The organism is Paenarthrobacter sp. YIM B13468 (genome assembly GCF_042788025.1).
GTDB classification, from domain to species: domain Bacteria; phylum Actinomycetota; class Actinomycetes; order Actinomycetales; family Micrococcaceae; genus Arthrobacter; species Arthrobacter aromaticivorans.
The window spans coordinates 145056-168048 of the sequence record NZ_JBHZPI010000009.1 but is presented as its reverse complement, the minus strand read 5'-3'; the positions used below and the strand labels follow the sequence as shown (position 1 = coordinate 168048).

At 62.1% G+C, this 22993-nt stretch carries 19 protein-coding genes; 7 read left to right on the top strand and 12 right to left on the bottom strand.

What is annotated here, in order from left to right; translation table 11 throughout:
- Positions 1-22 precede the first annotated feature (22 nt).
- Both ACFX4T_RS10925 and ACFX4T_RS10920 read left to right on the top strand, forming a co-directional pair.
- Entirely contained in the window at positions 23-1291 is a 1269-nt protein-coding gene (locus ACFX4T_RS10925; RefSeq protein WP_377651814.1) for a thiolase family protein, read from the top strand.
- Positions 1288-3432 (top strand): 3-hydroxyacyl-CoA dehydrogenase NAD-binding domain-containing protein, encoded by a 2145-nt coding sequence (locus ACFX4T_RS10920; RefSeq protein WP_377651812.1) that lies wholly within the window; start codon positions 1288-1290, stop codon positions 3430-3432. Before ACFX4T_RS10925 ends, ACFX4T_RS10920 begins: the two co-directional genes overlap by 4 nt.
- Positions 3433-3509: 77 nt before the next feature.
- On the opposite strand, the gene ACFX4T_RS10915 is transcribed toward ACFX4T_RS10920, so the two are convergent.
- From ACFX4T_RS10915 to ACFX4T_RS10890, 6 genes are all read right to left on the bottom strand, one after another.
- Positions 3510-4487, bottom strand: coding sequence for an aldo/keto reductase (locus ACFX4T_RS10915; RefSeq protein WP_223948664.1), 978 nt, complete (start codon positions 4485-4487; stop codon positions 3510-3512).
- 42 nt (positions 4488-4529) lie between these two features.
- The gene (locus ACFX4T_RS10910) at positions 4530-4748 is read right to left on the bottom strand and encodes a hypothetical protein (protein WP_223948663.1); all 219 of its coding nucleotides are present in this window, start codon (positions 4746-4748) and stop codon (positions 4530-4532) included.
- A gap of 32 nt (positions 4749-4780) precedes the next feature.
- Entirely contained in the window at positions 4781-5341 is a 561-nt protein-coding gene (locus ACFX4T_RS10905; protein ID WP_216923106.1) for a hypothetical protein, read from the bottom strand.
- Positions 5338-5907 (bottom strand): DUF402 domain-containing protein, encoded by a 570-nt coding sequence (locus tag ACFX4T_RS10900; protein ID WP_223948661.1) that lies wholly within the window; start codon positions 5905-5907, stop codon positions 5338-5340. The genes ACFX4T_RS10905 and ACFX4T_RS10900 overlap by 4 nt, the downstream gene beginning before the upstream one ends.
- Positions 5904-7877: a 1-deoxy-D-xylulose-5-phosphate synthase gene (dxs, locus tag ACFX4T_RS10895; RefSeq protein ID WP_377651809.1), complete on the bottom strand. Its 1974-nt coding sequence runs from the start codon at positions 7875-7877 to the stop codon at positions 5904-5906. The genes ACFX4T_RS10900 and dxs overlap by 4 nt, the downstream gene beginning before the upstream one ends.
- Before the next feature lie 98 nt (positions 7878-7975).
- Positions 7976-8467 carry an Lrp/AsnC family transcriptional regulator gene (locus ACFX4T_RS10890; protein WP_216923100.1) on the bottom strand — a complete coding sequence of 164 codons (492 nt, stop codon included), beginning with the start codon at positions 8465-8467 and terminating at the stop codon, positions 7976-7978.
- 172 nt (positions 8468-8639) lie between these two features.
- On the opposite strand from ACFX4T_RS10890, the gene hisC reads away from it, so the two are divergent.
- The 3 genes from hisC to ACFX4T_RS10875 are packed head-to-tail and all read left to right on the top strand — an operon-like array spanning position 8640 to position 12884.
- On the top strand, positions 8640-9773 hold the full coding sequence (gene hisC / locus ACFX4T_RS10885; RefSeq protein WP_377651808.1) for a histidinol-phosphate transaminase: 1134 nt from the start codon (positions 8640-8642) through the stop codon (positions 9771-9773).
- Between the two features lie 10 nt (positions 9774-9783).
- Entirely contained in the window at positions 9784-11220 is a 1437-nt protein-coding gene (locus tag ACFX4T_RS10880; protein ID WP_377651806.1) for an amino acid permease, read from the top strand.
- Complete coding sequence (locus tag ACFX4T_RS10875; protein WP_377651805.1) at positions 11217-12884, top strand: thiamine pyrophosphate-dependent enzyme; 1668 nt, start codon at positions 11217-11219, stop codon at positions 12882-12884. The genes ACFX4T_RS10880 and ACFX4T_RS10875 overlap by 4 nt, the downstream gene beginning before the upstream one ends.
- A gap of 242 nt (positions 12885-13126) precedes the next feature.
- Here the strand turns inward: ACFX4T_RS10875 and acnA are convergent, their stop codons facing one another.
- From acnA to ACFX4T_RS10860, 3 genes are all read right to left on the bottom strand, one after another.
- Positions 13127-15937: an aconitate hydratase AcnA gene (gene acnA / locus ACFX4T_RS10870; RefSeq protein WP_216923093.1), complete on the bottom strand. Its 2811-nt coding sequence runs from the start codon at positions 15935-15937 to the stop codon at positions 13127-13129.
- A 266-nt stretch (positions 15938-16203) separates the two neighbouring features.
- A complete protein-coding gene (locus tag ACFX4T_RS10865) occupies positions 16204-17571 on the bottom strand; it encodes a class I SAM-dependent RNA methyltransferase (RefSeq protein ID WP_377651804.1) in 1368 nt (455 codons plus the stop codon).
- Positions 17568-19544 (bottom strand): APC family permease, encoded by a 1977-nt coding sequence (locus ACFX4T_RS10860; protein ID WP_216923089.1) that lies wholly within the window; start codon positions 19542-19544, stop codon positions 17568-17570. Before ACFX4T_RS10860 ends, ACFX4T_RS10865 begins: the two co-directional genes overlap by 4 nt.
- A 115-nt stretch (positions 19545-19659) precedes the next feature.
- Between ACFX4T_RS10860 and ACFX4T_RS10855 the strand changes: the two genes are divergently transcribed.
- Both ACFX4T_RS10855 and ACFX4T_RS10850 read left to right on the top strand, forming a co-directional pair.
- Positions 19660-20331, top strand: coding sequence for a TrkA family potassium uptake protein (locus ACFX4T_RS10855; protein WP_216923088.1), 672 nt, complete (start codon positions 19660-19662; stop codon positions 20329-20331).
- Positions 20331-21065, top strand: coding sequence for a TrkA family potassium uptake protein (locus tag ACFX4T_RS10850; protein WP_216923086.1), 735 nt, complete (start codon positions 20331-20333; stop codon positions 21063-21065). Before ACFX4T_RS10855 ends, ACFX4T_RS10850 begins: the two co-directional genes overlap by 1 nt.
- On the opposite strand, the gene ACFX4T_RS10845 is transcribed toward ACFX4T_RS10850, so the two are convergent.
- Genes ACFX4T_RS10845 through ACFX4T_RS10835 form a run of 3 tightly spaced genes read right to left on the bottom strand, consistent with a single transcriptional unit; the run spans position 21035 to position 22945 of the window.
- A complete protein-coding gene (locus tag ACFX4T_RS10845; protein ID WP_216923084.1) occupies positions 21035-21817 on the bottom strand; it encodes a DUF3159 domain-containing protein in 783 nt (260 codons plus the stop codon). The genes ACFX4T_RS10850 and ACFX4T_RS10845 overlap by 31 nt on opposite strands.
- Positions 21814-22140, bottom strand: a complete 327-nt coding sequence (locus tag ACFX4T_RS10840; protein WP_216923082.1) for a hypothetical protein — start codon at positions 22138-22140, stop codon at positions 21814-21816. Before ACFX4T_RS10840 ends, ACFX4T_RS10845 begins: the two co-directional genes overlap by 4 nt.
- 43 nt (positions 22141-22183) lie before the next feature.
- Entirely contained in the window at positions 22184-22945 is a 762-nt protein-coding gene (locus ACFX4T_RS10835) for a DUF3710 domain-containing protein (RefSeq protein ID WP_216923080.1), read from the bottom strand.
- Positions 22946-22993: the final 48 nt, after the last annotated feature.

Below are 22993 nucleotides of genomic sequence, written 5' to 3'. Positions count from 1 at the left end.
TGTCTCAACGAGGAGTTAACACATGAGTCCATCACGCAATGCTCAGAGGAGCGTCCGCGACGTCGTGTTCGTGGATGGTGTGCGGACACCCTTCGGTAAAGCCGGCGAGAAAGGCATTTATGCGGGTACGCGCGCTGATGACCTTGTCGTGAAATGCATCCGGGAACTGATGCGCCGCAATCCGTCGTTGCCTGCTGACCGCATTGACGAGGTAGCCATCGCCGCGACCACCCAGACGGGCGATCAAGGCCTCACCATTGGCAGGACGGCGGCCCTCCTGGCAGGCCTGCCCCGCACGGTGCCTGGCTTCGCAATCGACCGCATGTGCGCCGGAGCCATGACAGCAGTGACCACGACGGCGAGCGGCATCGGCTTCGGCGCGTACGACGTCGTCATTGCCGGCGGTGTGGAGCACATGGGCAACCACCCCATGGGCTCAGGTGCTGATCCCAATCCGCGGTTCATGTCCGAGCGGCTCGTGGATCCAGCAGCACTGAACATGGGCAACACGGCCGAGAATTTGCACGACCGCTTCCCTGACATCACCAAAGACCGAACAGACGCATACGCGGCCGCGTCCCAGGCGAAACTGGCCAAAGCATATTCCCGCCAGCAGATCCAGGAAGACCTTGTCCCAGTCGCCACCATGAAGCCAGGGCAGGGTTGGACACTTCACACCCAGGATGAGCCGCCCCGCCCAGGAACCACCGTAGAGGATCTCGCCGAACTGCGAACGCCATTCCGGGCCCATGGGCGGGTTACGGCGGGCAACGCAGCAGGCTTGAACGACGGCGCGACGGCTGCGGTACTCGCTTCGGCAGAAGCCGCTGCGGAATTGGGCCTGCCGGTCAAGATGCGCTTGGTTTCCTATGCCTTCGCGGGAGTGGAACCTGAAGTCATGGGAATCGGCCCCGTGCCAGCCACGGAAAAGGCCCTTAAGAACGCGGGCCTCACCATCGAAGACATCGGACTATTCGAGATTAACGAGGCCTTCGCCGTGCAGGTCTTGAGCTTCCTTGACCACTTCGGCATCGCTGATGACGACCCCCGGGTAAACCGCTACGGCGGGGCGATCGCCGTCGGACATCCGCTCGCTTCCTCAGGCGTTCGGCTGATGAACCAACTGGCCCGGCAGTTCCAGGAAGACCCCTCTGTCCGTTATGGGATTACCACCATGTGCATCGGCCTGGGGATGGGTGCCACAGTGATCTGGGAGAACCCGAACCACGCTGACTTCGAATCATCCGTCCAGGCTTCAGGCCAGACAACCTCAGAAGGAGCCGCCGCATGAGCGCCACAGAATTCCAGAAGCTCGCCTCCCTCTTTCCTGACGAGATCGTGACGCATTCCTACGTTCAGGACATCCAGCTTCCAGGCGGTGCAGGCACCTTTGCGTTAATCACCCTGGACAACGGACTGGACCACTCCAAACCCACCACCCTGGGTCCAAACACGCTGGTGGAACTGGGCGAAGTCCTCGAAGGGCTCAGGGAGCGCGCCGCCAAGGGCGAAATAGTCGGAGTGGGCGTGACCGGCAAACCATACTTCCTAGTCGCTGGCGCAGACCTGTCTGCCGTGAAGACCCTCAAAGACCGGGATCACGGCCTGTGGATGGCCCAGCTCGGACACTCGGTCTACTCCACCCTGGCCAACCTCGGGGTGCCCAGCTTCGCCTTCATCAACGGCCTTGCCCTTGGCGGCGGCCTGGAGATCGCCCTGCAGTCCACCTACCGGACCGTCTCCACCGGCGCAGGCGCCCTCGCACTGCCTGAGGCATTCATTGGCCTTGTTCCGGGCTGGGGCGGCGTTTACATTCTTCCCCGCCTGATCGGACCCGAAAACGCCGTCAAGGTAATGATCGAGAACCCGCTCAGCAACAACCGCACACTGACCGGCCCACAGGCATTTGAGCTCGGTATTGCCGATGCCATCTTCGAGCCGGCAGACTTCGTGGAGCAGTCCCTGGCTTGGGCTGCCCGTGTCATTGCCGGCGAAGAAACACCAGCGCGGAAGAACGCCGTCGACCCCTCGGACGAGGACGTCGCCCGCCGCTGGGCTGCAGCGGTCTCCGCAGGGCGGGCCTTTGTGGAGGCGAAGACCTCCAATGCCTCGCCTGCGCCTGCCAAGGTGCTGGACATCATGGAAGCAAACCGCACCATGAGCCAGGGCGAGTCGGCTGGACTGGAATGTGAAACCCTTGCTGGCCTGATGCAGACGGATGAGTTCCGCTCCACCGTGTATGCCTTCCTGGACCTCGTCCAGAAGCGCTCCAAGAGGCCAGCAGGCGCCCCGGACCGTAAGCTGGCCAGGCCTGTCACCAAGGTGGGTGTGGTAGGCGCGGGGCTCATGGCAAGCCAGTTGGCCTTACTTTTCGCCCGCCAACTCAAGGTGCCTGTCGTGATGACAGACATCGATCAGGCCCGAGTGGACAAGGGCGTTGCGTACGTCCACGCAGAAGTCGACAAATTGCTGGCAAAGAAGCGAATCAAGCCCGACGCCGCCAACCGGACCAAGGCGCTCGTCACCGGTTCGGTATCCAAGGAAGTCTTCGCTGATGCCGACTTCGTCATCGAGGCCGTGTTTGAAGAACTGAACATCAAGAAGCAGGTCTTCGCGGAAGTGGAAGAGATCGTCTCCCCCGAGTGCATCCTCGCCACCAACACTTCCTCGCTGTCTGTTACCGCCATGGCCGAGGACCTCCGCTACCCGGAGCGGCTGGTGGGCTTCCATTTCTTCAACCCTGTTGCCGTCATGCCTCTCCTGGAAATTGTCAGGGCGCCAAAGACTGACGACGCCGTACTTGCTACGGCTTTTGAACTCGCCAAGGGCCTGAAGAAGACCGCCGTCCTCGTAAAGGACGCGCCGGCGTTCGTCGTGAACCGCATCCTGCTCCGCCTCATGGGCGAAGTTATAGCCGCCTTCGACGAAGGCACCCCCGCAGAGGTGGCAGACACCGCTTTGCGGCCCATGGGCCTGCCAATGACTCCCTTCACCTTGAGCGCCATGGTGGGGCTACCGGTTGCACAGCATGTGCAGGAGTCCCTCCATAATGCCTTCGGAGACCGTTTCCCCGTTTCACAGAACCTGCAAAAGCTCATCGACAACGGCGTCACGTCCCTCTGGGCCCCCGGGCCCGATGGAGAGCCCGTCATCCCTGCTGAGACCCTCGCCATCATGTCCTTCGGTAACAACCCCTCTACACGCGAGGAAGTGCTGCGGCGAACACAGGATGCACTGGCCGAAGAAATCGGACTGATGCTTGAAGAAGATGTGGTTGCCGGGCCAGAGGACATCGACCTCTGCGTCATTCTGGGCGCCGGCTGGCCCATGTTCCTGGGTGGCATCACTCCCTACCTGGACCGTGTCGGCGCCTCTGAACGCGTCAACGGGAAGCGATTCCTGGAACCGGGCGTCGCCTCCGCACCAGCCTAAAGCGGCAAGAGAGAAGGGCAGTGGCCGGAGCGAAAGCCCGCGCCACTGCCCTTCCCCTTCTATGAGCCTTTTACGGTCTAGAAGAGTGCCACCTTGGGAGCACGCGGGAAGATCTCGTCCAGTTCCTCGCGCTCCGCCTGGCTCGGGATCCAGCACACTGCTTCCGCGTTCTCACGAATCTGCTCCGGACGCGTCGCTCCAGCGATGACACTGCTGACGCCGGGTTGGGCTGCCAACCACGAGAACGCCAGCTGGAGTTCGGTGATGCCCCGTTCCTTGGCGAACTGGCCAAAGCGGCCCAGCTGCTGCCAGTCAGCATCATGCACCAGATTGGTCCGTGTGTGGCTCAGGCGCGAGCCCTCGGGGGCATGACCGGCGGAGTACTTGCCGGTGAGCAAGCCGTTGGCCAGGGGGAAGTAAGGAAGCACGCCAAGCGAGAAGGCGCCTGCCGCCGGAAGAACCTCGAGCTCCGCGCGGCGGTCCAGCAGGTTGTAGTGGTTCTGGGTTGAAATGAAGCGAACCCCTCCAGACTGCCGCCCAACGTACTCGGCCTCTGCGATCTGCCACCCTGCGAAGTTCGAGTGTCCGATGTAGCGGACCTTGCCGCTGCTGACCAGGACATCCAACGCTGCAAGGGTTTCCTCGATGGGCGTCTGTGGGTCCGGGGTGTGGAACTGGTAGAGGTCGATCCAGTCTGTGCCCAGCCTGCGTAGGGAGGCTTCCACTGCCTTAAGAATGTAGCGCCGGGAACCACGCGCCCCAAGGTCGTTGCCATTGGCCCCGTGCATATCCATGCCAAACTTGGTACCGATGACGACGTCGTCGCGATGTCCCTTCAGCGCTTTGCCAAGCATGGCCTCGCTGAGGCCAGGCTCCCGGCCGTAGACATCTGCGACGTCGAAGAAGGTGACGCCGGCGTCGATCGCAGCATGAACAACGGCATCCGTGCCTTGCTGCGACTCGGTGGGAGTGTTGGCGCGTCCCAGGTTGTTACAACCAAGCCCTACAGCTGATACGGTCAGTCCGGAGTGGCCAAGGCGTCGATATTCAGTCATGGAACCCAGCCTATAACGCTCTTCCAGTGGCTATGGCCGACGTTAAAGCGAGCCGAAAGTGATGCCGGATTCCTCCATTGCCTCCTCGAGTTGGGCTATGGCTACCGGTCCCATGCCGTGGAGCTTGGAGGCCTTCTGCTCGCCATACTCGGCCAACTGTTCCAAGGTTTCGATGCCCTCATGCGCAAGCGCCCGTTTTGCCGGGGCCGCAAGGCCTTTGGGTAGCGGCGTATGCCCGGGCCAATTGCTCTTGGACGACATGGAACATCCCTCCTGAGTGCGTTGGATCCTACTTAGAGGGTAAAGCCCACACCTTGCTTGGGCGAGTGCTTCAGGCGGAATGCGGTGGGGTCGCTGTGCGGAGCCGCTGCGATGGAGAGCTTGGTGAAATCCAGGTCCTCATTGCGAACGCAGATCTTGATGGCATTGACGGCCTTGTTGACATCCGGGCAAAGGCAAAAGACATTCAGTCGCGAATTTCCGATCTCGGTGCGGTCCACGATTCCCAGTCCTCGCCAAGCCAGTTCACCAGTCAGCGCCGCCTTCGCCTTGCGCTCGAAGTGACGGTCACGTTCGGTGCCGTCCTTGGTCTTCAGAGCGAACTGTGCCACCACCCAAAACTGCTCGGACTCGGGGATCTCGGCGAATCCGTCCTCCTCACACTGGGCAGCGAAAGCCGTCATCAAACCATCTACGGAAGAGTCGTCGTCGACGTCTGTTTCATCCGTCTTGCTTTGGTGGCCCACCACACCGTGATTGATCACGAACTGCTGGTCGTCCTCGTCGTACCAAGCTTCACGGAAGTGAAGTACTCCCTCATCGTCGCGCTTGTATGCCCGGATAATGCCGCTCATGTCCGTCCTTTCCTGAACCACTCTGCACTGGTGTTGCTGGTGCCCTCGACGTCGAATGGAGCCTTCATGGCGTCCACTGCTTCACGAAGGGCTGCGCACTCCGCACGCATGGTTTCCACGGTTTCTGCGGGATATCCCATGCCTACCCTGTGGTCCTCAAACTCATCCTCGTCATCGACGAACACACCGTGGAGGGTGGAGCGGATGACGTCCAGGTCCATATCAATCATGTGGAACTCGGTAACGCCCGGCTTGATGGTGTTCCATCCATGACCGGTTGCCAGGTCTACGTAAACCCGGAAGTCACCCGGATACGTGTCGTCATAGAAAGTGGCTACGAATTCGCCGGTCCGCGGTACCAGCAGGACCGCATCCGAGGCTGTGTAGAAGGCAGCACCGGGACGCGAACAGAACTCCCCCGCGCGTTGGAAAATCCACCACCCGTGGATGTCCTCACCCAGGTAGCGGCCCGGCACAACCCAGTGTGCCTTGCCATTCCACTTCCTGTTTCTCGCCACCACGAGGTCGCCGGGCTGCAGTGAGCCCGGCTCGCGATCGGAGCTCACAGCTTGGGCAGACTGCCGGTGGTGGGGTGTTCCTGACCTGGCAGTGGCCGTGCAAAGGGGACCTTTGTACCCAGGACCTGGGCTACGACGTCGTGGGCTATCTTCTGGGCCGTCAGTCCGACGCGCTCCAGGACCTGGCTCCTGGATCCGTGCACCAGGAACTCAACAGGCAAGCCAACCTCGTTCAAAGCCGTGTCAACGCCGGCTGCGCGCATTTCCTGGCGGATGCGCGAACCCACGCCGCCTGCACGGACGCCGTCTTCGATGCAGATGACCAGGCGATGCCGGGCGGCAAGGGCGATGATCGATTTGCGGACGGGCAGGAGCCAACGGGGGTCAACCACTGTGGAGCTGATTCCCTGGGCGCCAAGACGGCCGGAGACATCCAGGGCGAGCTCGGACATGGCGCCAACGCTGATGATGAGGACATCGTTTTCGGTGGAACCCTCGGGACGGCGTGCCAGGATATCCACGCCGTCATGGAGCCGCTCAATGGCCTCCACTTCAGAGCCAACGCTGCCCTTGGAAAACCGCACCACTGTGGGGGCGTCATTGATGGCGACCGCCTCGCGCAGTTCTTCCCGGAGCCGGGTGGCGTCGCGCGGGGCCGCCAAATGGAGTCCGGGAACAATCTGGACCATCGCCATGTCCCACATCCCGTGATGACTGGGACCGTCCGGCCCTGTAACACCTGCACGGTCCAGGACAATCGTGACCCCTGCCTTGTGGAGTGCGACATCCATCAGCAACTGATCGAAGGCACGGTTCAGGAAGGTTGCATAAACCGCCACCACCGGGTGCAGGCCACCGTAAGCCATCCCCGCAGCAGACGTGAGTGCATGCTGTTCGGCGATACCGACGTCGATAACGCGTTCAAGATGGCGCTCCGCGAACTTGTGCAGACCGACAGGTATCAGCATCGCCCCGGTGATACCGACAATCTCAGGACGCTCATCAGCGATGTCGGCGATTTCCTCGGCGAACACCGAGGTCCAGGACCTGGCGCCCGGCCTTTCCGTCGGCTCACCCGTCTCTGGATCGATGATTCCTACGGCGTGGAATTGATCTGCCTCGTTGGCAAGGGCCGGAGCATATCCATGGCCTTTTTCGGTCATCGCGTGCACGATCACCGGGCCACCGTAGGCCTTGGCCGTAGTGAGGGCGTGTTCCATGGCCTGGAGGTTGTGTCCGTCCACCGGACCGATGTACTTCATGCCCAGATCTTCAAACATTCCCTGGGGCGCCCACCAGTCCTTGATGCCCTTCTTCATGGCGTGCAGGCTCTTGTAGGTGAACTGACCTACGGGACCACCGTTCTGGAGCTTCTTCTTCCACCAGTCAAGCATCCGCTCATAGGCCGGCGTCGTCCGCAAGGTGTCGATGGTGGGGCGCAGCGATGCCAGGTAGTCGGCAAAACCGCCCACAGTGGGTGCATAGGAGCGGCCGTTGTCGTTGACCACGATCACCACGCGGCGCCGCTTATCAGCGGCAATATTATTGATGGCTTCCCAGGTCATGCCACCAGTGAGGGCACCATCACCTACAACCGCGACGACGAACCGGTCGCCTTCGCCGGTCAGCTGCCGGGCGCGGGAAATGCCGTCCGCCCAGGACAAAGACGAGGAAGCGTGGGAGCTTTCGACGATGTCATGCTCGGATTCTGCGCGGTCGGGGTAACCGGAGAGGCCACCCTGCTGCCGGAGCGTACTGAAGTCCTGCCTGCCCGTGAGGAGCTTGTGGACATAGGACTGGTGCCCGGTATCAAAGACAATGCTGTCCCGGGGAGACTCGAAGATGCGATGCACAGCAAGCGTGAGCTCGACGACGCCGAGGTTGGGACCCAGGTGTCCACCCGTAGCGGCTACGTTGGTAATCAGGAAGTTCCTGATCTCGCCGGCCAGCTGTTCCAGCTCTTGGCCGGATAGTTTGGCCAGGTCCTGTGGATCCTTGATGGTTTCCAAGAGTCCCAACGGCCCTCCTTAGGGTGAATGACGTGCCTGTTAACTCTAGCGCGTGCCCGGGGCTGGCGTTTTCGCGCCTGTTGGAGGATTTCCGGGAATGGCGACAATCAGCGTTCCAAGGCCTCGACCCTCTTCCGGCCGACCACGTTGAACAGCGGCAGGACCCTGTTCTGGAAGTGGGTCTGCAGGACGATCGCACTGCGGGTCCTGGTGACTGCTCCGGTGCGGGAGATGGAATCCAGGACACGTTGCAGGTCGTCGTTTGATTCGGCGACGATGCGGATGAGGACGTCCTGGTCGCCTGAGACGGTGTACATTTCCACGATCTCGGGGATGACTTCCAGTGCGGCGCCGACGGAGACGTGACCGACGTTTTGAGAGATCTCCACCGAGACGAACGCCATGACGGGGAACCCGAATTTGGCGGGGTTCAGGATCGGGGCGATCTGCTGAATGACGCCTGTCTTTTTCAGTTTGTCCAGCCGGGCCTGGACGGTGGGGCGGGCGACGCCCAACTTTCTGGAAGCGGCCAGGACGCCGATGTCCGCGTCGGCGGTAAAGAGCTCCACGATCTTCGCGTCCAGTTCGTCGATCTTCATCGTTGGCTCCTGCCCGTTCACACTTTATGACTTACAAAGTGTAAGTCTTTTTTGGGCATCTGAAGGGAGATTTATACATAACGGATAGTTTGGGATTGACCAGTTGTCAGGCTTGCCCTTCCCCTGCGAACGTGAGTCATCCCACTGCTCTTCGTGAAGGAGATCACCTCTCATGGAAAACGTTTTGCCCCCATCATCTACTGCGGAACGCGTGCAACTGCGCTCCGCGCTACGTGTCCTTCCCGCCTACAAGCCCGGCAAATTCCCGGCTGTCTCCGACGTCGTTCAGTACAAGCTGTCATCGAATGAGAACCCCTATCCACCGCTTCCTTCGGTGCGGGAAACCGTGGAGAAATCCGCTGCCGGCATCAATGTCTACCCGGACATGGCCTGTGCCGCGATTACCGAAGCTGTGGCCAAGCGCTGGGATGTTCCGGCGGGCTCTGTCAGTTTCGGTGCAGGTTCCGTGGAAGTCGCCTCCCAGATCATCCGGGCCGTCGCCGGCGAAGGCGACGAGGTGATCTTTGCGTGGCGCTCCTTTGAGGCGTACCCCATGCTGACGGCACTGGCAGGCGCGACCGCGGTCCATGTGCCGCTGACCACGGACGAACGCCACGACTTACCCGCGATGTCCGCAGCGGTCACCCACAGAACCCGGCTGATTTTCCTGTGTACGCCGAACAACCCGACCGGAACCTCTGTCACGGCCGGGGAACTGCACACGTTCATGGAGTCAATTCCACAGGATGTGCTGGTGGTTATCGACGAAGCCTACGTTCACTTCAACGTCGACCCCTCCGCAGCGCACGGCATCGACTTCTTTCGGACCTACCCGAACGTAGTCGTCCTGCACACCTTCTCGAAGGCCTACGGCCTGGCTGGACTGCGCATCGGCTACGCCATCGCACCCGACTACATCTCCGCCGCCCTGCGTGCGGTCGCCATTCCTTTCGGAGTCTCCGCCCTGGCACAGACGGCCGCGCTGGCCAGCCTCAACGCCGAAGACGAGATCAAAGCCCGCATCACTACCTTGGTTGCCGAACGAGAAAAGCTGCACAGCGGATTGGTCCGTATCGGCTGGGACGTCGTCGCATCGGATGGCAACTTCCTGTGGCTCCGCACTGGGGAAGCCACCGACGAACTGGAGGAAATCTTCACCAACGCCGGAGTCATCGTCCGGGCTTACCCCGGCGATGGCATCCGCATCAGCATCGGCACCGTCGAGGCAAACGCGAAGGCCCTCGAAGCAGCAAAGAATGCTTTTTCCCGCTTCACCGCCACTACCCAGCGCACCGGAGAAAGGTAGGACAGCACAAATGACCCCAACATCAACATTCGCCACCTCTGCAAAGACCGCCGGCTCATCAACGCGGACAGTCCGTGGCCTGAAGCCACGCCAGCTGACCATGATGGGCCTTGGCGGCGCCATCGGCGCCGGCCTGTTCCTCGGCAGTGGCAAAGGTGTCGCCGCCGCGGGCCCTGCCATCCTGGTCTCCTATATCGTTGCCGGCGCCCTGGTCATCCTCATCATGTGGATGATCGGTGAGCTCTCCGCCGCGAACCCGGCCAGCGGCGCCTTCTCAACCCACGCAGAAACGGCGTTCGGCCCTGTGGCTGGCTACACCATCGGATGGCTCTACTGGGTCCAGCTCGCTGTCGTCGTTGCCGCTGAAGCCGGCGGCGCAGCGGCGATCCTGACCGGCGTCCTCAAATCGGCCCCTGCGGGCACACCCATGCCGCCCACCTGGCTGCTCGCGACGGTCTTCATGGCCGCGCTGACCGCAGTGAACATGTTCGCTGTCGCCAAGTACGGCGAGTTCGAATTCTGGTTCGCCTTCATCAAGGTCGCAGTCATCCTGGCCTTCCTCCTCGTCGGAGCACTCCTTCTCTTGGGTGTGCTCAACGGCACCAGCCCCGGATTGTCCAACTTCAGCGACTTTGCACCAAAGGGCGCAGCAGGAATCGGCGCAGGGCTGCTGATCGTGATCTTCGCCTTCGGCGGAACCGAAATCGTAGCCATCGCCGCCGGCGAGACCAAGGACCCCGAAAAGAGCGTTGCCACGGCCATCCGCACCGTCGCCTGGCGGATCTGCGTCTTCTACGTAGGCTCGGTCTTCATCATCGTTGCAGCACTCAGCCCCGAAGCAGCCAACGCACCCGAAGGGCCCTTCGCCGCGTTGCTGAACGTTGCTGGTCTGCCCGCGGCGGGGACAGTCATGGCCCTCGTCGCTGTGTTCGCCCTTCTCAGCGCCCTGAATGCCAATATCTATGGCGCTTCCCGCATGCTGCACTCCCTCGCACAGCGCCGTCATGCACCGGCTTACCTGAAGAAAACCGCCACCAACAGCGTTCCCCGCCCCGCCGTGCTCTGGACCGTTGCCTTCGGGTTCATCGCCGCCATGCTCGAAGCGATCTTCCCCGGCAAAGTCCTGGAAACCCTGCTTGCCATAGTCGGTTCCACCATCATCGTCATCTGGGCCTCTATCGCCGCATCCCAGATCAAACTCCGCCGCAGCAGGGACCGCGGGACAACGCCGTTCGCCCCTGCCACGTATCGGATGCCCCTGTTCCCATACCTGTCCTACACCGCCGTCGGCCTCCTGCTATTGATCACCATCGTCGCCATGCTCGACGCCGGCACCCGCACCCAGCTGCTGCTGACCTTCGCAGCCACCGCCCTCATTGCGCTCAGCGGCATCGCCATCACCCGCCGCTCGACCAAAATCCCCGAACCACAGGAAGACAACGTATGACCTCCGAAACCCTCGACAATCCAACCACCTGCACCAAACCCGAAACCCGCAAAACCCGCACCGCCGGCCAGGCCGTCATCGACGGCCTCCGCGCCCACGGAGTCAATACCGTTTTCGGCATCCCCGGGGTGCAAAGCTATGAGCTGTTCAACGCCCTCAGGGAAGAAGACAGCATCGAACTGATCGGTGCCCGCCACGAACAAGCGTGCGCCTACATGGCTCTCGGATACGCCCAATCCACGGGCAAAACCGGTGTCTTCAGCGTCGTTCCCGGGCCCGGCATCCTGAACGCCGGAGCCGGAATCCTGACCGCCCTCTCAACCAGCACACCGATCGTGTGCCTGACTAGCGAAATCCCTACCGACTACATGGGCCGCGGCATGGGCCACCTCCACGAGATGCCCGACCAACTCGCAACCATCAAATCCTTCGCCAAGTGGGCAGAAAACGTCCTGGACCCCGCACTGGTCCCCTCCATCGTCGATGAAGCCTTCCGCCAAGCAGGCAGCGGCAGGCCCGGCCCTGCCGTGGTCGCTGTTCCCTGGGACGTCCTGACGCAGCAGGCCGCAATGCCCGAAAACCAGCCGTGGCAGGCGCCGGCACCGCGACTCAATCAGCACGTTCTGCGAGAAGCAGCCGACATCCTGGCTGCTGCCAAGAACCCGATGATCATGGTTGGCAGCGGTGCCCGGCACGCGGGGCCGGAGATCCAGGCCCTGGCCGAGCAACTCCAAGCACCAGTCGTCTCCTTCCGGGGCGGACGGGGAATCATCCCGGACAGCCACCCGCTGGGCTTCACCTGCGCCGCGGGCTTCGAACTCTGGAGTGAGACTGACGTCTTGCTCGGCATCGGATCCCGGCAGGAACTCATGTGGTTCCGCTGGCCGGACAAGCCTGGGAACCTCATCCACATCAACCTGGACATCGACCCCACCCAGCACGACCGCCTCCAGCCACACCTCGGCATCACCGCCGACGCGAAAGAAGCAACCGCTGAGCTCGTAAACGCCCTCGAGACAGCGCCCGCCCGCAAATCACGGCACGAAGAATTCGCTGCCGTGAAGGCAGCCAAACAAACAGAAATCGCTGGACTTGCACCACACACGGACTACCTCAGCGCCATTCGCGAAGCACTTCCGCGTGACGGGTTCTTCGTCGAGGAGGTCTCCCAGATCGGGTTCTCCTCGTTTTTCGCGATCGAGATGTTTGAACCCAGGCATTTCATCACCTGCGGTTACCAAGGCAATCTCGGCTTCGGCTTCCCGACCGCGCTCGGGGTCCAGGCCGGCAACCGGGATAAAGTGGTCATCTCCGTTACCGGTGATGGTGGCTTCATGTACGGGGCACAGGAACTCGCCACCGCAGTCCAGTACGGGCTCAACGTCATCACGATCGTGTTCAACAACGCAGCCTTCGGCAACGTCAAAGCCGACCAACTGCGTATCTACGGTCAGGAAACGGCCTCCGGACTGCGCAACCCTAACTTCGTCACCTTCGCCGAATCATTTGGTGCTCTGGGGCTCAAAGCCCAAACTCCGGCAGAACTGAAGCGCGCCATTGAACAGGCCATCGAGGCCCAGCGCCCCACCGTGATCGAAGTCCCCATGCCGCTATCTCTTGAGAACACCCCGTGGAAGTTCCTCATGCCGGCCAGCCGCAAGTAACCGCCTGCACGCACCCCGGCCGGTTGGGAGGCCTTGAGCTCCAGCCCGCCTCCCAACCGGCAATCACCCTTAATTCCTGACTGAAAGAGCTATTCCGGCAGCACCACGATGACGATGCGCCTGCAAGTGCCAGGACAGCAGTGCCAACCTACTCCGGAAACACACGACGGAGTACGAACCGACAAAGCACAAGTGCCCCGCCAGGCCGAAGCCTGACGGGGCACTTGTCCGAGCTCGTCAGCTCAAGAACCGCTAATTTGACGCAGGACGTACTGCAGGATTCCACCGTTGCGGTAGTAGTCCGCTTCACCCGGGGTATCGATGCGCAGGACGGCGTCGAAGGACTTGGACGTGCCGTCCTCCGCCGTTGCCGTTACCTTTAGCGTCTTGGGCGTGGTGCCGTTGTTCAGCGCCGTGACGCCTTCAACCGCGAAGGTCTCCGTGCCGGTCAGGCCCAGCGTTGCAGCGGACTCGCCGGCGGGGAACTGCAGCGGAAGAACGCCCATGCCGATGAGGTTGGAGCGGTGGATGCGCTCGTAGCTCTCGGCAACGACTGCCTTGACACCCAGGAGTGCAGTGCCCTTGGCTGCCCAGTCACGGGAGGATCCGGAACCGTATTCCTTGCCTGCAAGGACAACCAGCGGCGTTCCCGCAGCCTGGTAGTTCTGCGCGGCATCGTAAACGTAGGCCTGGGGTGCGCCTTCCTGGCTGAAGTCGCGGGTGAAGCCACCCTCGACGCCGTCCAGGAGCTGGTTCTTGATGCGGATGTTGGCGAAGGTACCGCGGATCATGACTTCATGGTTACCGCGGCGGGAGCCGTAGGAGTTGAAGTCCTTGCGCTCCACGCCGTTTGCCAGGAGGTACTGGCCAGCGGGGGTGTCCGACTTGAAGGAGCCGGCCGGGGAGATGTGGTCCGTGGTGACGGAATCGCCCAGCTTCAGCAACACACGGGCGCCCTGGATGTCCTGGACGGGGTCCGGCTGTGCCTTCATGCCCTCGAAGTATGGGGGCTTGCGTACGTACGTGGAGTCCTCGGCCCAGGCGAAGGTGTCGCCTGCAGGCGTGTCGAGTGCCTTCCAGCGCTCGTCGCCGTCGAAGACGCCCTCGTAGCCCTTGGCGAACATGGCTTCGTCGATCGAGGAATCGATGACTTCCTGGACCTCGGTGGGGTTCGGCCAGATGTCCTTCAGGAAGACCTCGTTGCCCTCGGAGTCCGTGCCCAGGGCATCGGTGTCGAAGTCGAAGTCCATGGAACCGGCCAGGGCGTAAGCGATGACCAGCGGCGGGGACGCCAGGTAGTTCATCTTGACGTCCGGGTTGATGCGGCCTTCGAAGTTGCGGTTGCCCGAGAGGACGGCCGTCACGGAGAGGTCGTTGGCCTGGATAGCCTCGGAAATCTCCGGTTCCAACGGACCGGAGTTGCCGATGCAGGTGGCGCAGCCGTAGCCCACGATGTAGAAGCCGAGCTTCTCCAGGTACGGGGTAAGACCGGACTTCTCGTAGTAGTCCGTGACAACCTTCGAGCCCGGAGCCACGGAAGTCTTGACCCACGGCTTGGCAGTCAGGCCCTTGTCAACAGCGTTGCGTGCAAGCAGCGCAGCGGCCAACATGACGGACGGGTTGGACGTGTTGGTGCAGGAAGTGATCGAGGCGATCGACACGGCACCGTGGTCCAACTCAAATTCACGGCCATCTGCGGTCTTCACGTGCACGGGTGCGGACGGACGGCCCTGCGCACCGTTGGCGGCGGACACAACGCGTGCCGTTTCCGTGGTGTGCGAGTCGGCGTGGGTGAAGGACGGAGCATCCGAAGCCGGGAACGATTCGTCCAATGATTCGTCCACGCTACCGTCTTCAATTGCGACGTAGTTGTGGATGTCCTTGCGGAACTGCTCCTTGGCATCCGTCAGCTCAATGCGGTCCTGGGGACGCTTCGGGCCGGAGATGGACGGAACAACCGTTGAAAGGTCCAGCTCGAGGAACTCGGAGAAACGCAGCTCGCGGGAAGGATCGTGCCAGAGGCCCTGTTCCTTGGTGTAGGCCTCCACAAGGGCGACATTCTCTTCGGACCGGCCGGTCAGGCGCAGGTACTCCAAGGTGACATCGTCAATCGGGAACATAGCGGCCGTGGAACCGAATTCCGGGCTCATGTTTCCGATGGTGGCGCGGTTCGCCAGCGGCACAGCGGCAACGCCTTCACCGTAGAATTCAACGAACTTGCCCACCACGCCGTGCTTGCGCAGCATTTCGGTGATGGTCAGCACGACGTCCGTTGCGGTGGCGCCGGCCGGGATGCTGCCGCTGAGCTTGAAGCCCACAACGCGCGGAATCAGCATGGAGACGGGCTGGCCAAGCATGGCAGCCTCTGCTTCGATGCCGCCGACGCCCCAGCCCAGGATGCCCAGGCCGTTGACCATGGTGGTGTGGGAGTCGGTTCCAACGCAGGTGTCCGGGTAGGCACGCAGCACGCCGTCGATCTCACGGGTCATGACGGTGCGGGCCAGGTACTCGATGTTGACCTGGTGGACAATACCGGTTCCCGGGGGAACAACCTTGAAGTCATCGAAGGCCGTCTGGCCCCACCGCAGGAACTGGTAGCGCTCACCATTGCGCTGGTATTCGATCTCCATGTTGCGCTCCAGTGCGCCGGAGTTACCGAAGGCGTCGATCTGGACGGAGTGGTCGATGACCATTTCGGCGGGTGCCAGCGGGTTGACGCGCTTGGGGTCGCCGCCAAGTTCCTTCACGGCCTCGCGCATGGTGGCGAGGTCTACAACGCAGGGTACGCCGGTGAAGTCCTGCATGATGACGCGGGCAGGGGTGAACTGGATTTCCGTGTCGGGCTCCGCATTGGGGTCCCAACCGGCCAGGGCGCGGACGTGGTCAGCCGTTATATTGGCGCCATCCTCAGTCCGCAGGAGGTTTTCAAGCAATACTTTGAGGCTGAACGGAAGGCTGTCTGCGCCCTCTACGGAGTTCAACCGGAAAATTTCATAATCGGTGCCGGCTACATTCAGTACGCCTTTGGAACCGAAGCTGTCCACAGTGCTCATGGCAGGACTCCTCTCGCAACAGTTTCATCTTTGTCGCGTGGTTGGCCGCTAGCCAGTTAGGCGCACCTTACTTAGCCGGGCGGCACTCTCAGTTGGTCAACCCCTGTCCCCCGCGCGGAACCATGCGGAGCGGGGCTGCTATGTGGGACTACTATGCCCATCGTAGTGGCATCGATCACGTTCAAGCACGGCTGCACGGCAGCTCCACTAAATGCGGCACCCCACGTATCGCCCGCCATCCGGTGGCGTGGCGGGCGATAACCGGCCTAACCGGCGGGAACGATGAGGCTGACGGTCTCCAAGTGATGCGTGTGGGGGTACAGGTCGAATGCCCTCAATGACTCCAACCGCCAACCGCCTTGCTGGAAGTAACCCAGATCACGTGCAAAAGAAGCCGGATCACAGGACACATAGGCAATTGCCCGGGGATGTGAGGCCATGAGTTGGTTTACCACCGCTTTTCCGGCCCCCACGCGCGGTGGGTCAAGGACCAGGGAATCGAAGTTCCGGGGACGCTGGTGCAATACCCGCTCCACTCGTCCCTGCACGATCTCAACGTGGGATTCTCCGTGCAGGTTCTTGCGCGCGTCACGGCTGGTGCCGGGCGATCCTTCAACGGACAATACCGAGCCCGTAATGCCTACCGCATCAGCCAAAGGAGCCGTAAACAGGCCGGCACCGGCGTAGAGGTCCGCCACCGCAGCACCGGGTTGGAGATACCCTCCGCCTGCGAGGTAGCCGGTCACCGCGTCCACCAGGGTCTCCGGCGCGTCCTTATGAATCTGCCAGAAGCCTTCGCCCGTCACACGGTACTCATGCCCTGCCGCCGATTCCTGCACCCAGGTCCGCCCCCGAAGTTGCAGCACCTGGCCCTTGCCGGGATCGAAGCTCGCTACGGAGACGTCATTCGGCAACTGCGAAAGGACGCTGTGCAGCCGCTTGGGACTGGTCGTTTCCTCCGGCGCCAGCAGCACCAGCGGCCTGGAGCCATTGGCAGGCGTCGCCACTTCTACGCGTGCTATCCCGCTGAGATCGAGGTCCCACAGCTTGAGGTCGTTGATTCCCGGAAGCGCCAACGGCATCTCCCGGATGGGCACCACGACGTCGGAACGGTGGGCGTGCATGCCCAGCCGCCCCTTGGGGGTCACAGCAAAGCTGGCGCGCGTACGCCAGCCGAGTCCGCCGTCGTCGTTCGCACCTACACCCTCAACCTCCACCCCAAGGTCCAGGCCAGCGAGTCTCTTGAGCTGTTCGGACAGCACTTCAGCCTTGAGGGCGCGCTGCCGCTGCAGGGAAATGTGGCCGAGCTCGGCACCGCCCACGGGCGGATTTCCGTGCTTCCAGGCCGTCAGCGAATCCGCCGGCTTCCAGAAGTGCGGCACGCGGTCCGGCGAGGCTTCCAGGACCTCCACGACGTCGGCACGCCAGAAGCGGGACGAGTCGCCGGAGTCGGTCAATCGAATCCGGACCTTCTCCCCTGGAATGCCGTGGCGTACGAAGATGACGCGACCCTCGTGGCGTGCGACGAAATGGCCGCCATGCGCGACAGGGCCAACGTCAACGGTCAGCTCGGTGCCGGGTGCACCTTGGCCTCCGCTGGTGTCAGTGACGGGTGAAATGCTGTGGGAGGTCATTGGGTATCCTGCAGTGCCTTTGCTTCTTCGGAGGACTTTAGCTGCCACGGAACGCTGGCAACCATGACTCCAGGTTCAAAGTGGAGCCGCGTCTTGATTCTGAGTGCCGTCTGGTTGTGGACCAACTGCTCCCACCATTTGCCCACGACGTATTCAGGGATGTACACCACGATCAAGTCGCGGGGTGAGTCGCGTCTCATGTTCTTGATGTACTCCATGATGGGAGTCACGGTTTCACGGTAGGGGCTGGCCAGCACCGTGAGCGGTACTGGAATTTCCAGCTTCTCCCAATCCCGGACGGTATGTTCTGTCTCTTCGGAGTTGATATCCACGGTGACCGCGTCGAGTCGCGAAGGCCGCGAGGCCCGGGCATAGGCCAGGGCACGCAAAACAGGCTTGCGGACGTGCGAAACAAGCAGTACGGCGTGGACACGGGTAGGCAATGCGCGCGGCGATGAATCCTCGTCAACTGCCAACTCCTTGGCAACATTGTCATAGTGTGCCCGGATACTCCACATGATGAGGAACAGCACGAACATTGCCAGAAGGGCGATCCAGGCACCTTGCTCAAACTTGGTGATCAGGACGATGACCAAGACCAGCCCGGTCATGCCGAAGCCCACCATGTTGATGGTCCTCGACTTGATGATCCTGCGGCGGACCGATTTGTCCCGCGCCAGTTTCAGTTCACGCCCCCAGTGGCGGACCATGCCAAGCTGGCTGGCGGTGAAGGAAATGAAGACACCCACGATGTACAGCTGGATGAGCTTGGTGACATCAGCGTTGAACGAAAGGATGAGCACCAGCGCTCCGGCAGCCAAGGCCAGCACACCGTTGCTGAATGCCAGCCTGTCGCCGCGGGTGCGGAGCTGGCGGGGAAGGTAGCCGTCCTGCGCCAGGATGGAACCCAGGACAGGAAAGCCGTTGAAAGCGGTGTTGGAAGCGAAAACAAGAATGACGCCGGTGGCAGCCACCACGATATAAAACGGGATGGAACCTGCCCCAAAAATGGTGTCTGCGATCTGGCTGATGGCCGGGTTCTGGATATAGCCCTCGGGCAACGGCTTGCCATCAAGAAGGAACTCTTTGGCGGGATCCAGAACAATGTGGACCTTCGTGGCGTTGGCGAGGTAAAGGATGCCGGCCAGCATGGCGGCCGCGATCGCTCCCAGTAACAGCAGGGTTGTGGCAGCGTTCTTGCTCTTGGGCTTCTGGAAATTGGGCACGCCGTTGCTGATCGCCTCCACGCCCGTCAAGGCCGCGGCGCCCGAGGAAAACGCACGGAGCAACAGGAACGCACCGGCGAGTCCAACGAGACCTTCATCGAAGCCGGCCTGGGGCACGATGGTGAAGTTGGCGGACGGCGCCTGGCCCAGTTGTCCCGTAAGGGCCTGGAAGATGCCCACGAGGGTCATGCCCAGGATGGACGCCATGAAGATATAGGTGGGGACGGCAAAGACCGAGCCGGCCTCCTTGATGCCACGCAGGTTGACCAAGGCGAGAATGATCACGCCCACAGTCGCGATCATCGCCTGTTGCCCGTGCAATGAAGGGATCGCCGTGGTGAGGTAGGCGGCGGCGGACGACATCGACACCGCAACGGTCAGGACGTAGTCCACCAGGAGCGCCGAAGCGACGGTGAGCCCGGCATATTTGCCCAGGTTGACGTTGGCGATCTCATAGTCGCCTCCGCCCGATGGGTAGGCGTGCACATTCTGCCGATAGGAGGCAACCACTGTGAGCAACACCACCATCACGGCCAAGCCGACGAAGGGGGAGAATGCCACGGCACTGACACCGGCGAGAGCAAGGGTCAGCAGGATTTCATCCGGCGCGTAGGCCACTGAAGACAGGGCGTCCGAGGCGAAGATCGGCAAAGCGATGCGTTTGGGCAAGAGGGTGTGGGATAGGCGGTCATTCCGGACTGGCCGGCCCACCAACACACGCTTCGCAGCATTCAGTATTGTCAACACTTTCGCAAAACTACTCTGAATCCCCAGCGATGTCATGACGGCGGTCTCCGCCTTACGTCCATCGCACCGGTAAAGTCTTACGCAGCGGCACGGTAAACACACATAAGGAGACACGGTGGCTCACTTCGTGATCATGGGTTGCGGCCGTGTTGGCGCAACCCTGGCACACACTTTGGAAGACGCCGGCCATTCGGTGGCCATCATCGACCAGGACGAGCGGGCGTTCCGTAGGCTTCGCAACACGTTTACCGGCCGCAAGGTCACCGGCGTGGGTTTCGACAGGGACACACTCAAGCAGGCCGGAGTGGAAGAGGCTTACGCATTCGCCGCAGTTTCCAGTGGTGACAATTCCAATATCCTGGCCACCCGGGTAGCACGTGAGACTTTCCATGTGGCACACGTCGTGGCCCGCATCTACGATCCCGGACGCGCCGAAATTTACCAGCGCCTCGGCATTCCCACCGTAGCTGCCGTGCGCTGGAGCGCCGACCAGGTCCTCAGGCGCATCCTTCCCGAACAGCACCTCGCCGGCGATTACCGGGAGCCATCCGGGCGGCTCGTCCTGGCAGAGGTGGACCTGCACGAGGGATGGATCGGCCATAGCCTGACGTCCATTGAAGCTGCCGCGGGGATTCGCGTCGCCTTCCTGACGCGTTTTGGTGAAGGCCTCCTGCCCCTGCCGGGCACGGCCTATCAGGAAGGCGATACCGTCCACGCAATGTTGAGCCTGGACAGGACCTCGGAGATCAGCCGCGTCCTCGCCAAAGCACCGGCCAAGGAGTCTTAGTGAAAGTTGTCATCGTTGGCGCAGGCAGCGTCGGCTCGTCCATTGCCCGTGAGCTCCTGGCCCACAACCATCAGATCCTGCTCATCGACCTCAAGCCTGAAGTCATTGGCCGCAGCGGCCTTCGGGGTGCGCGCTGGCTGGTGGGCGATGCCTGCGAACTCAGTACCCTGCAGGACGCCAAACTTGAGGATGCCGACGTCGTGGTTTCCGCGACGGGTGATGACAAAGTGAACCTGGTGGTGTCCCTGCTGGCCAAGACGGAATTCGCCGTAGGGCGCACTGTTGGACGCGTCAACAACCCCAAGAACGACTGGATGTTCAATGACTCATGGGGTGTGGACGTCGCCGTCAACACTCCCCAGCTAATGACTGCCCTGGTTGAGGAAGCCGTGGAAATCGGCGACATCGTCCGGCTGTTGACTCTGCAGACCGGCGTCGCCTCGATTGTGGAATTCACCGTTCCCCACGACTCCCACGTCATTGGGAGCACAGTGGGCGCAATCGAATGGCCGGAAGACGCCACCTTGGTAGCCATCCTGCGCGATCAGGCACCCATCACCCCAAGCCGGGACGATGTCCTCGATGGTGGCGACGAACTGTTCTTCGTCACCACCATCCAGGCAGAGGACGGCCTGCGCGCCCTGTTGTCACCGGCGTCGATGGCAGGCCAAGGGCCCCGCGACGGCGATGCCAACGTTGCGGATCAGGCCGAGGACGACGGCTTCGACGGCTGAGGTGCCGGCTTGGTAACAAGCCAGGCCACCCACAGGCCAAGGATGTACAGCGGTGCACCCATGAGGAGCCGGGTAGTAGCCAAGGCCGTCAGGCCTGGCTCACCCAGGAAGTACAGGGGCACCTGCACCACCAGCCGCAGCGCCAGCACCGCCACAACAATCCAGGTGCCAAGCTGGTACGCCCGCAGGCGTTCGGGATCCTTGCGCCATTCGAGACCCTCATTACGGACGAATCCGAACAGCAACCCGGCAAGGGGCCACTTGAGGACGATGGAAAGCACCATGCCCGCGATATAGGCAATGTTGGTGAAGAAGCCGAGAACGTAGAAGTCCTCGGCCTTCCCTGTAGTGTTGGCCAACCAAGCAGAAATCCCGACGCCGACCACACCGGCGAGTGCCTGCGTCAACGGGCGTCGTTGGATCAGGCGGACAACAGTGAAGATTGCCGCCGTCGCCAGCGCCGCCACCAGGGAAACCGTCAAGTCGCGGCTTACAGTGAAGGCCACAAGGAAAACGAGGCCCGGGAGGATACTCTCCGCGATGCCTTGCACTCCCCCGGCAGACTTCAACATGTCTACATGGCCGGCACTGTTGCGCTGAAGCCCTGCCTTCTCTGCATAGCCCGCAGCCAAATCCGCGACCCCCGGGGTTTCGACCGCCGGGGTCTTGGCTGATCCTGTGGCAGTGGCTTCACTCTTGCCTGGCGTAGGCTGTGCGGAATCCTTCGGCTCTGATCCATTGGCCACGGTCATAGGTGCTCCTGACGGGAAAGTATTTCGTAGCGTGGATTGAACATCGCAGGCAGGCCGTCCACTTGCGTCACCATGCCGTTCAAGCGCAGTTCCACTCCTGCTTCAATCCCGGGTACACGGTTCCTGCCCAACCAGATGACGCGCAACCGTGCATAAGGCCTTTTAACTCCCCCGCCACCAACAGAGGGCTGGAAACTGTGCTCCAACGCATCCACCACAACTGCTGAAAAGAAGGGTTGCTCACTTGGCGGCTGATGCGTGACAGACTCGATGAATCCAGTGCAGGTGGCCCTGCCGCGGGCAGGGAGATCACGAACCCCCACTGGCGGAGACTGCTGGCCTGCCGGTCCTGGCGAGCCGGGCTTATCAGCCAATCTGGGTGATCTCCGGTCCCCGCTCCGGCTGCTGCATGGCAGGACCGCCTTGCTGTGCACCGGGATCGGGAACGTGGGATGGAGCCTGGGCGGCAGCGTCCTTGGGCAGACGCAGCTGCAAGAGTTCGCGCGGAGGCATCGGATTGTCGCCGCGGACAACCACTACTCGCCGGAAGAGCTCCTCCAAGGCAGCCGCAGCGTCCCGGTCCAGTGCGGCTTCGCCGCCGAGGACACCACGCAGGAACCACCGGGGACCATCCACGCCCATGAAGCGGGCAGCGCGGAAACCCCGGCTGCCGTCCGTAGCTTCCGCGGGGAGCTTGGCGACGAGTTCCGTGCCAAACGTTCCAGCTACTTCTTCTGTCTCGCCACCCTGGCTGGCTACGGATTGGCCGATCTGCTCGCGGATCTCGTCCCACAGACCCTCCGAACGCGGAGCAGCGAACGCCTGGAGCTGAAGGCTTGAGCCAGCCAGGTCCATGGTCACAGCCACCACGCGCTGGGTAGCTTCTTCCACCTCCAGCCGCAGCTGGAGTCCGTCGGAGGGTGCGATCAGCAGAGCGCCGAGGTCCACGTATCCGTCGCGGTCCTCGATCTCATCGATGTCCCAAGGACCTTTGCCAAGCCGGAAATCACCCTTGGTACCGGACGGGCCGGTTGCAGGGGCTGTTGCCTCAGCCGCGTCGTTTTCCTCGACGGTGCCAGCGGTTTCCAGCCGCTCGGCCTTGGACTTTTTACCGCGCCCAAAAAGCATTGGGTTGTCTCCTTAGTAGTGGTCTATCCCCAAGTAAACCGCAACCCC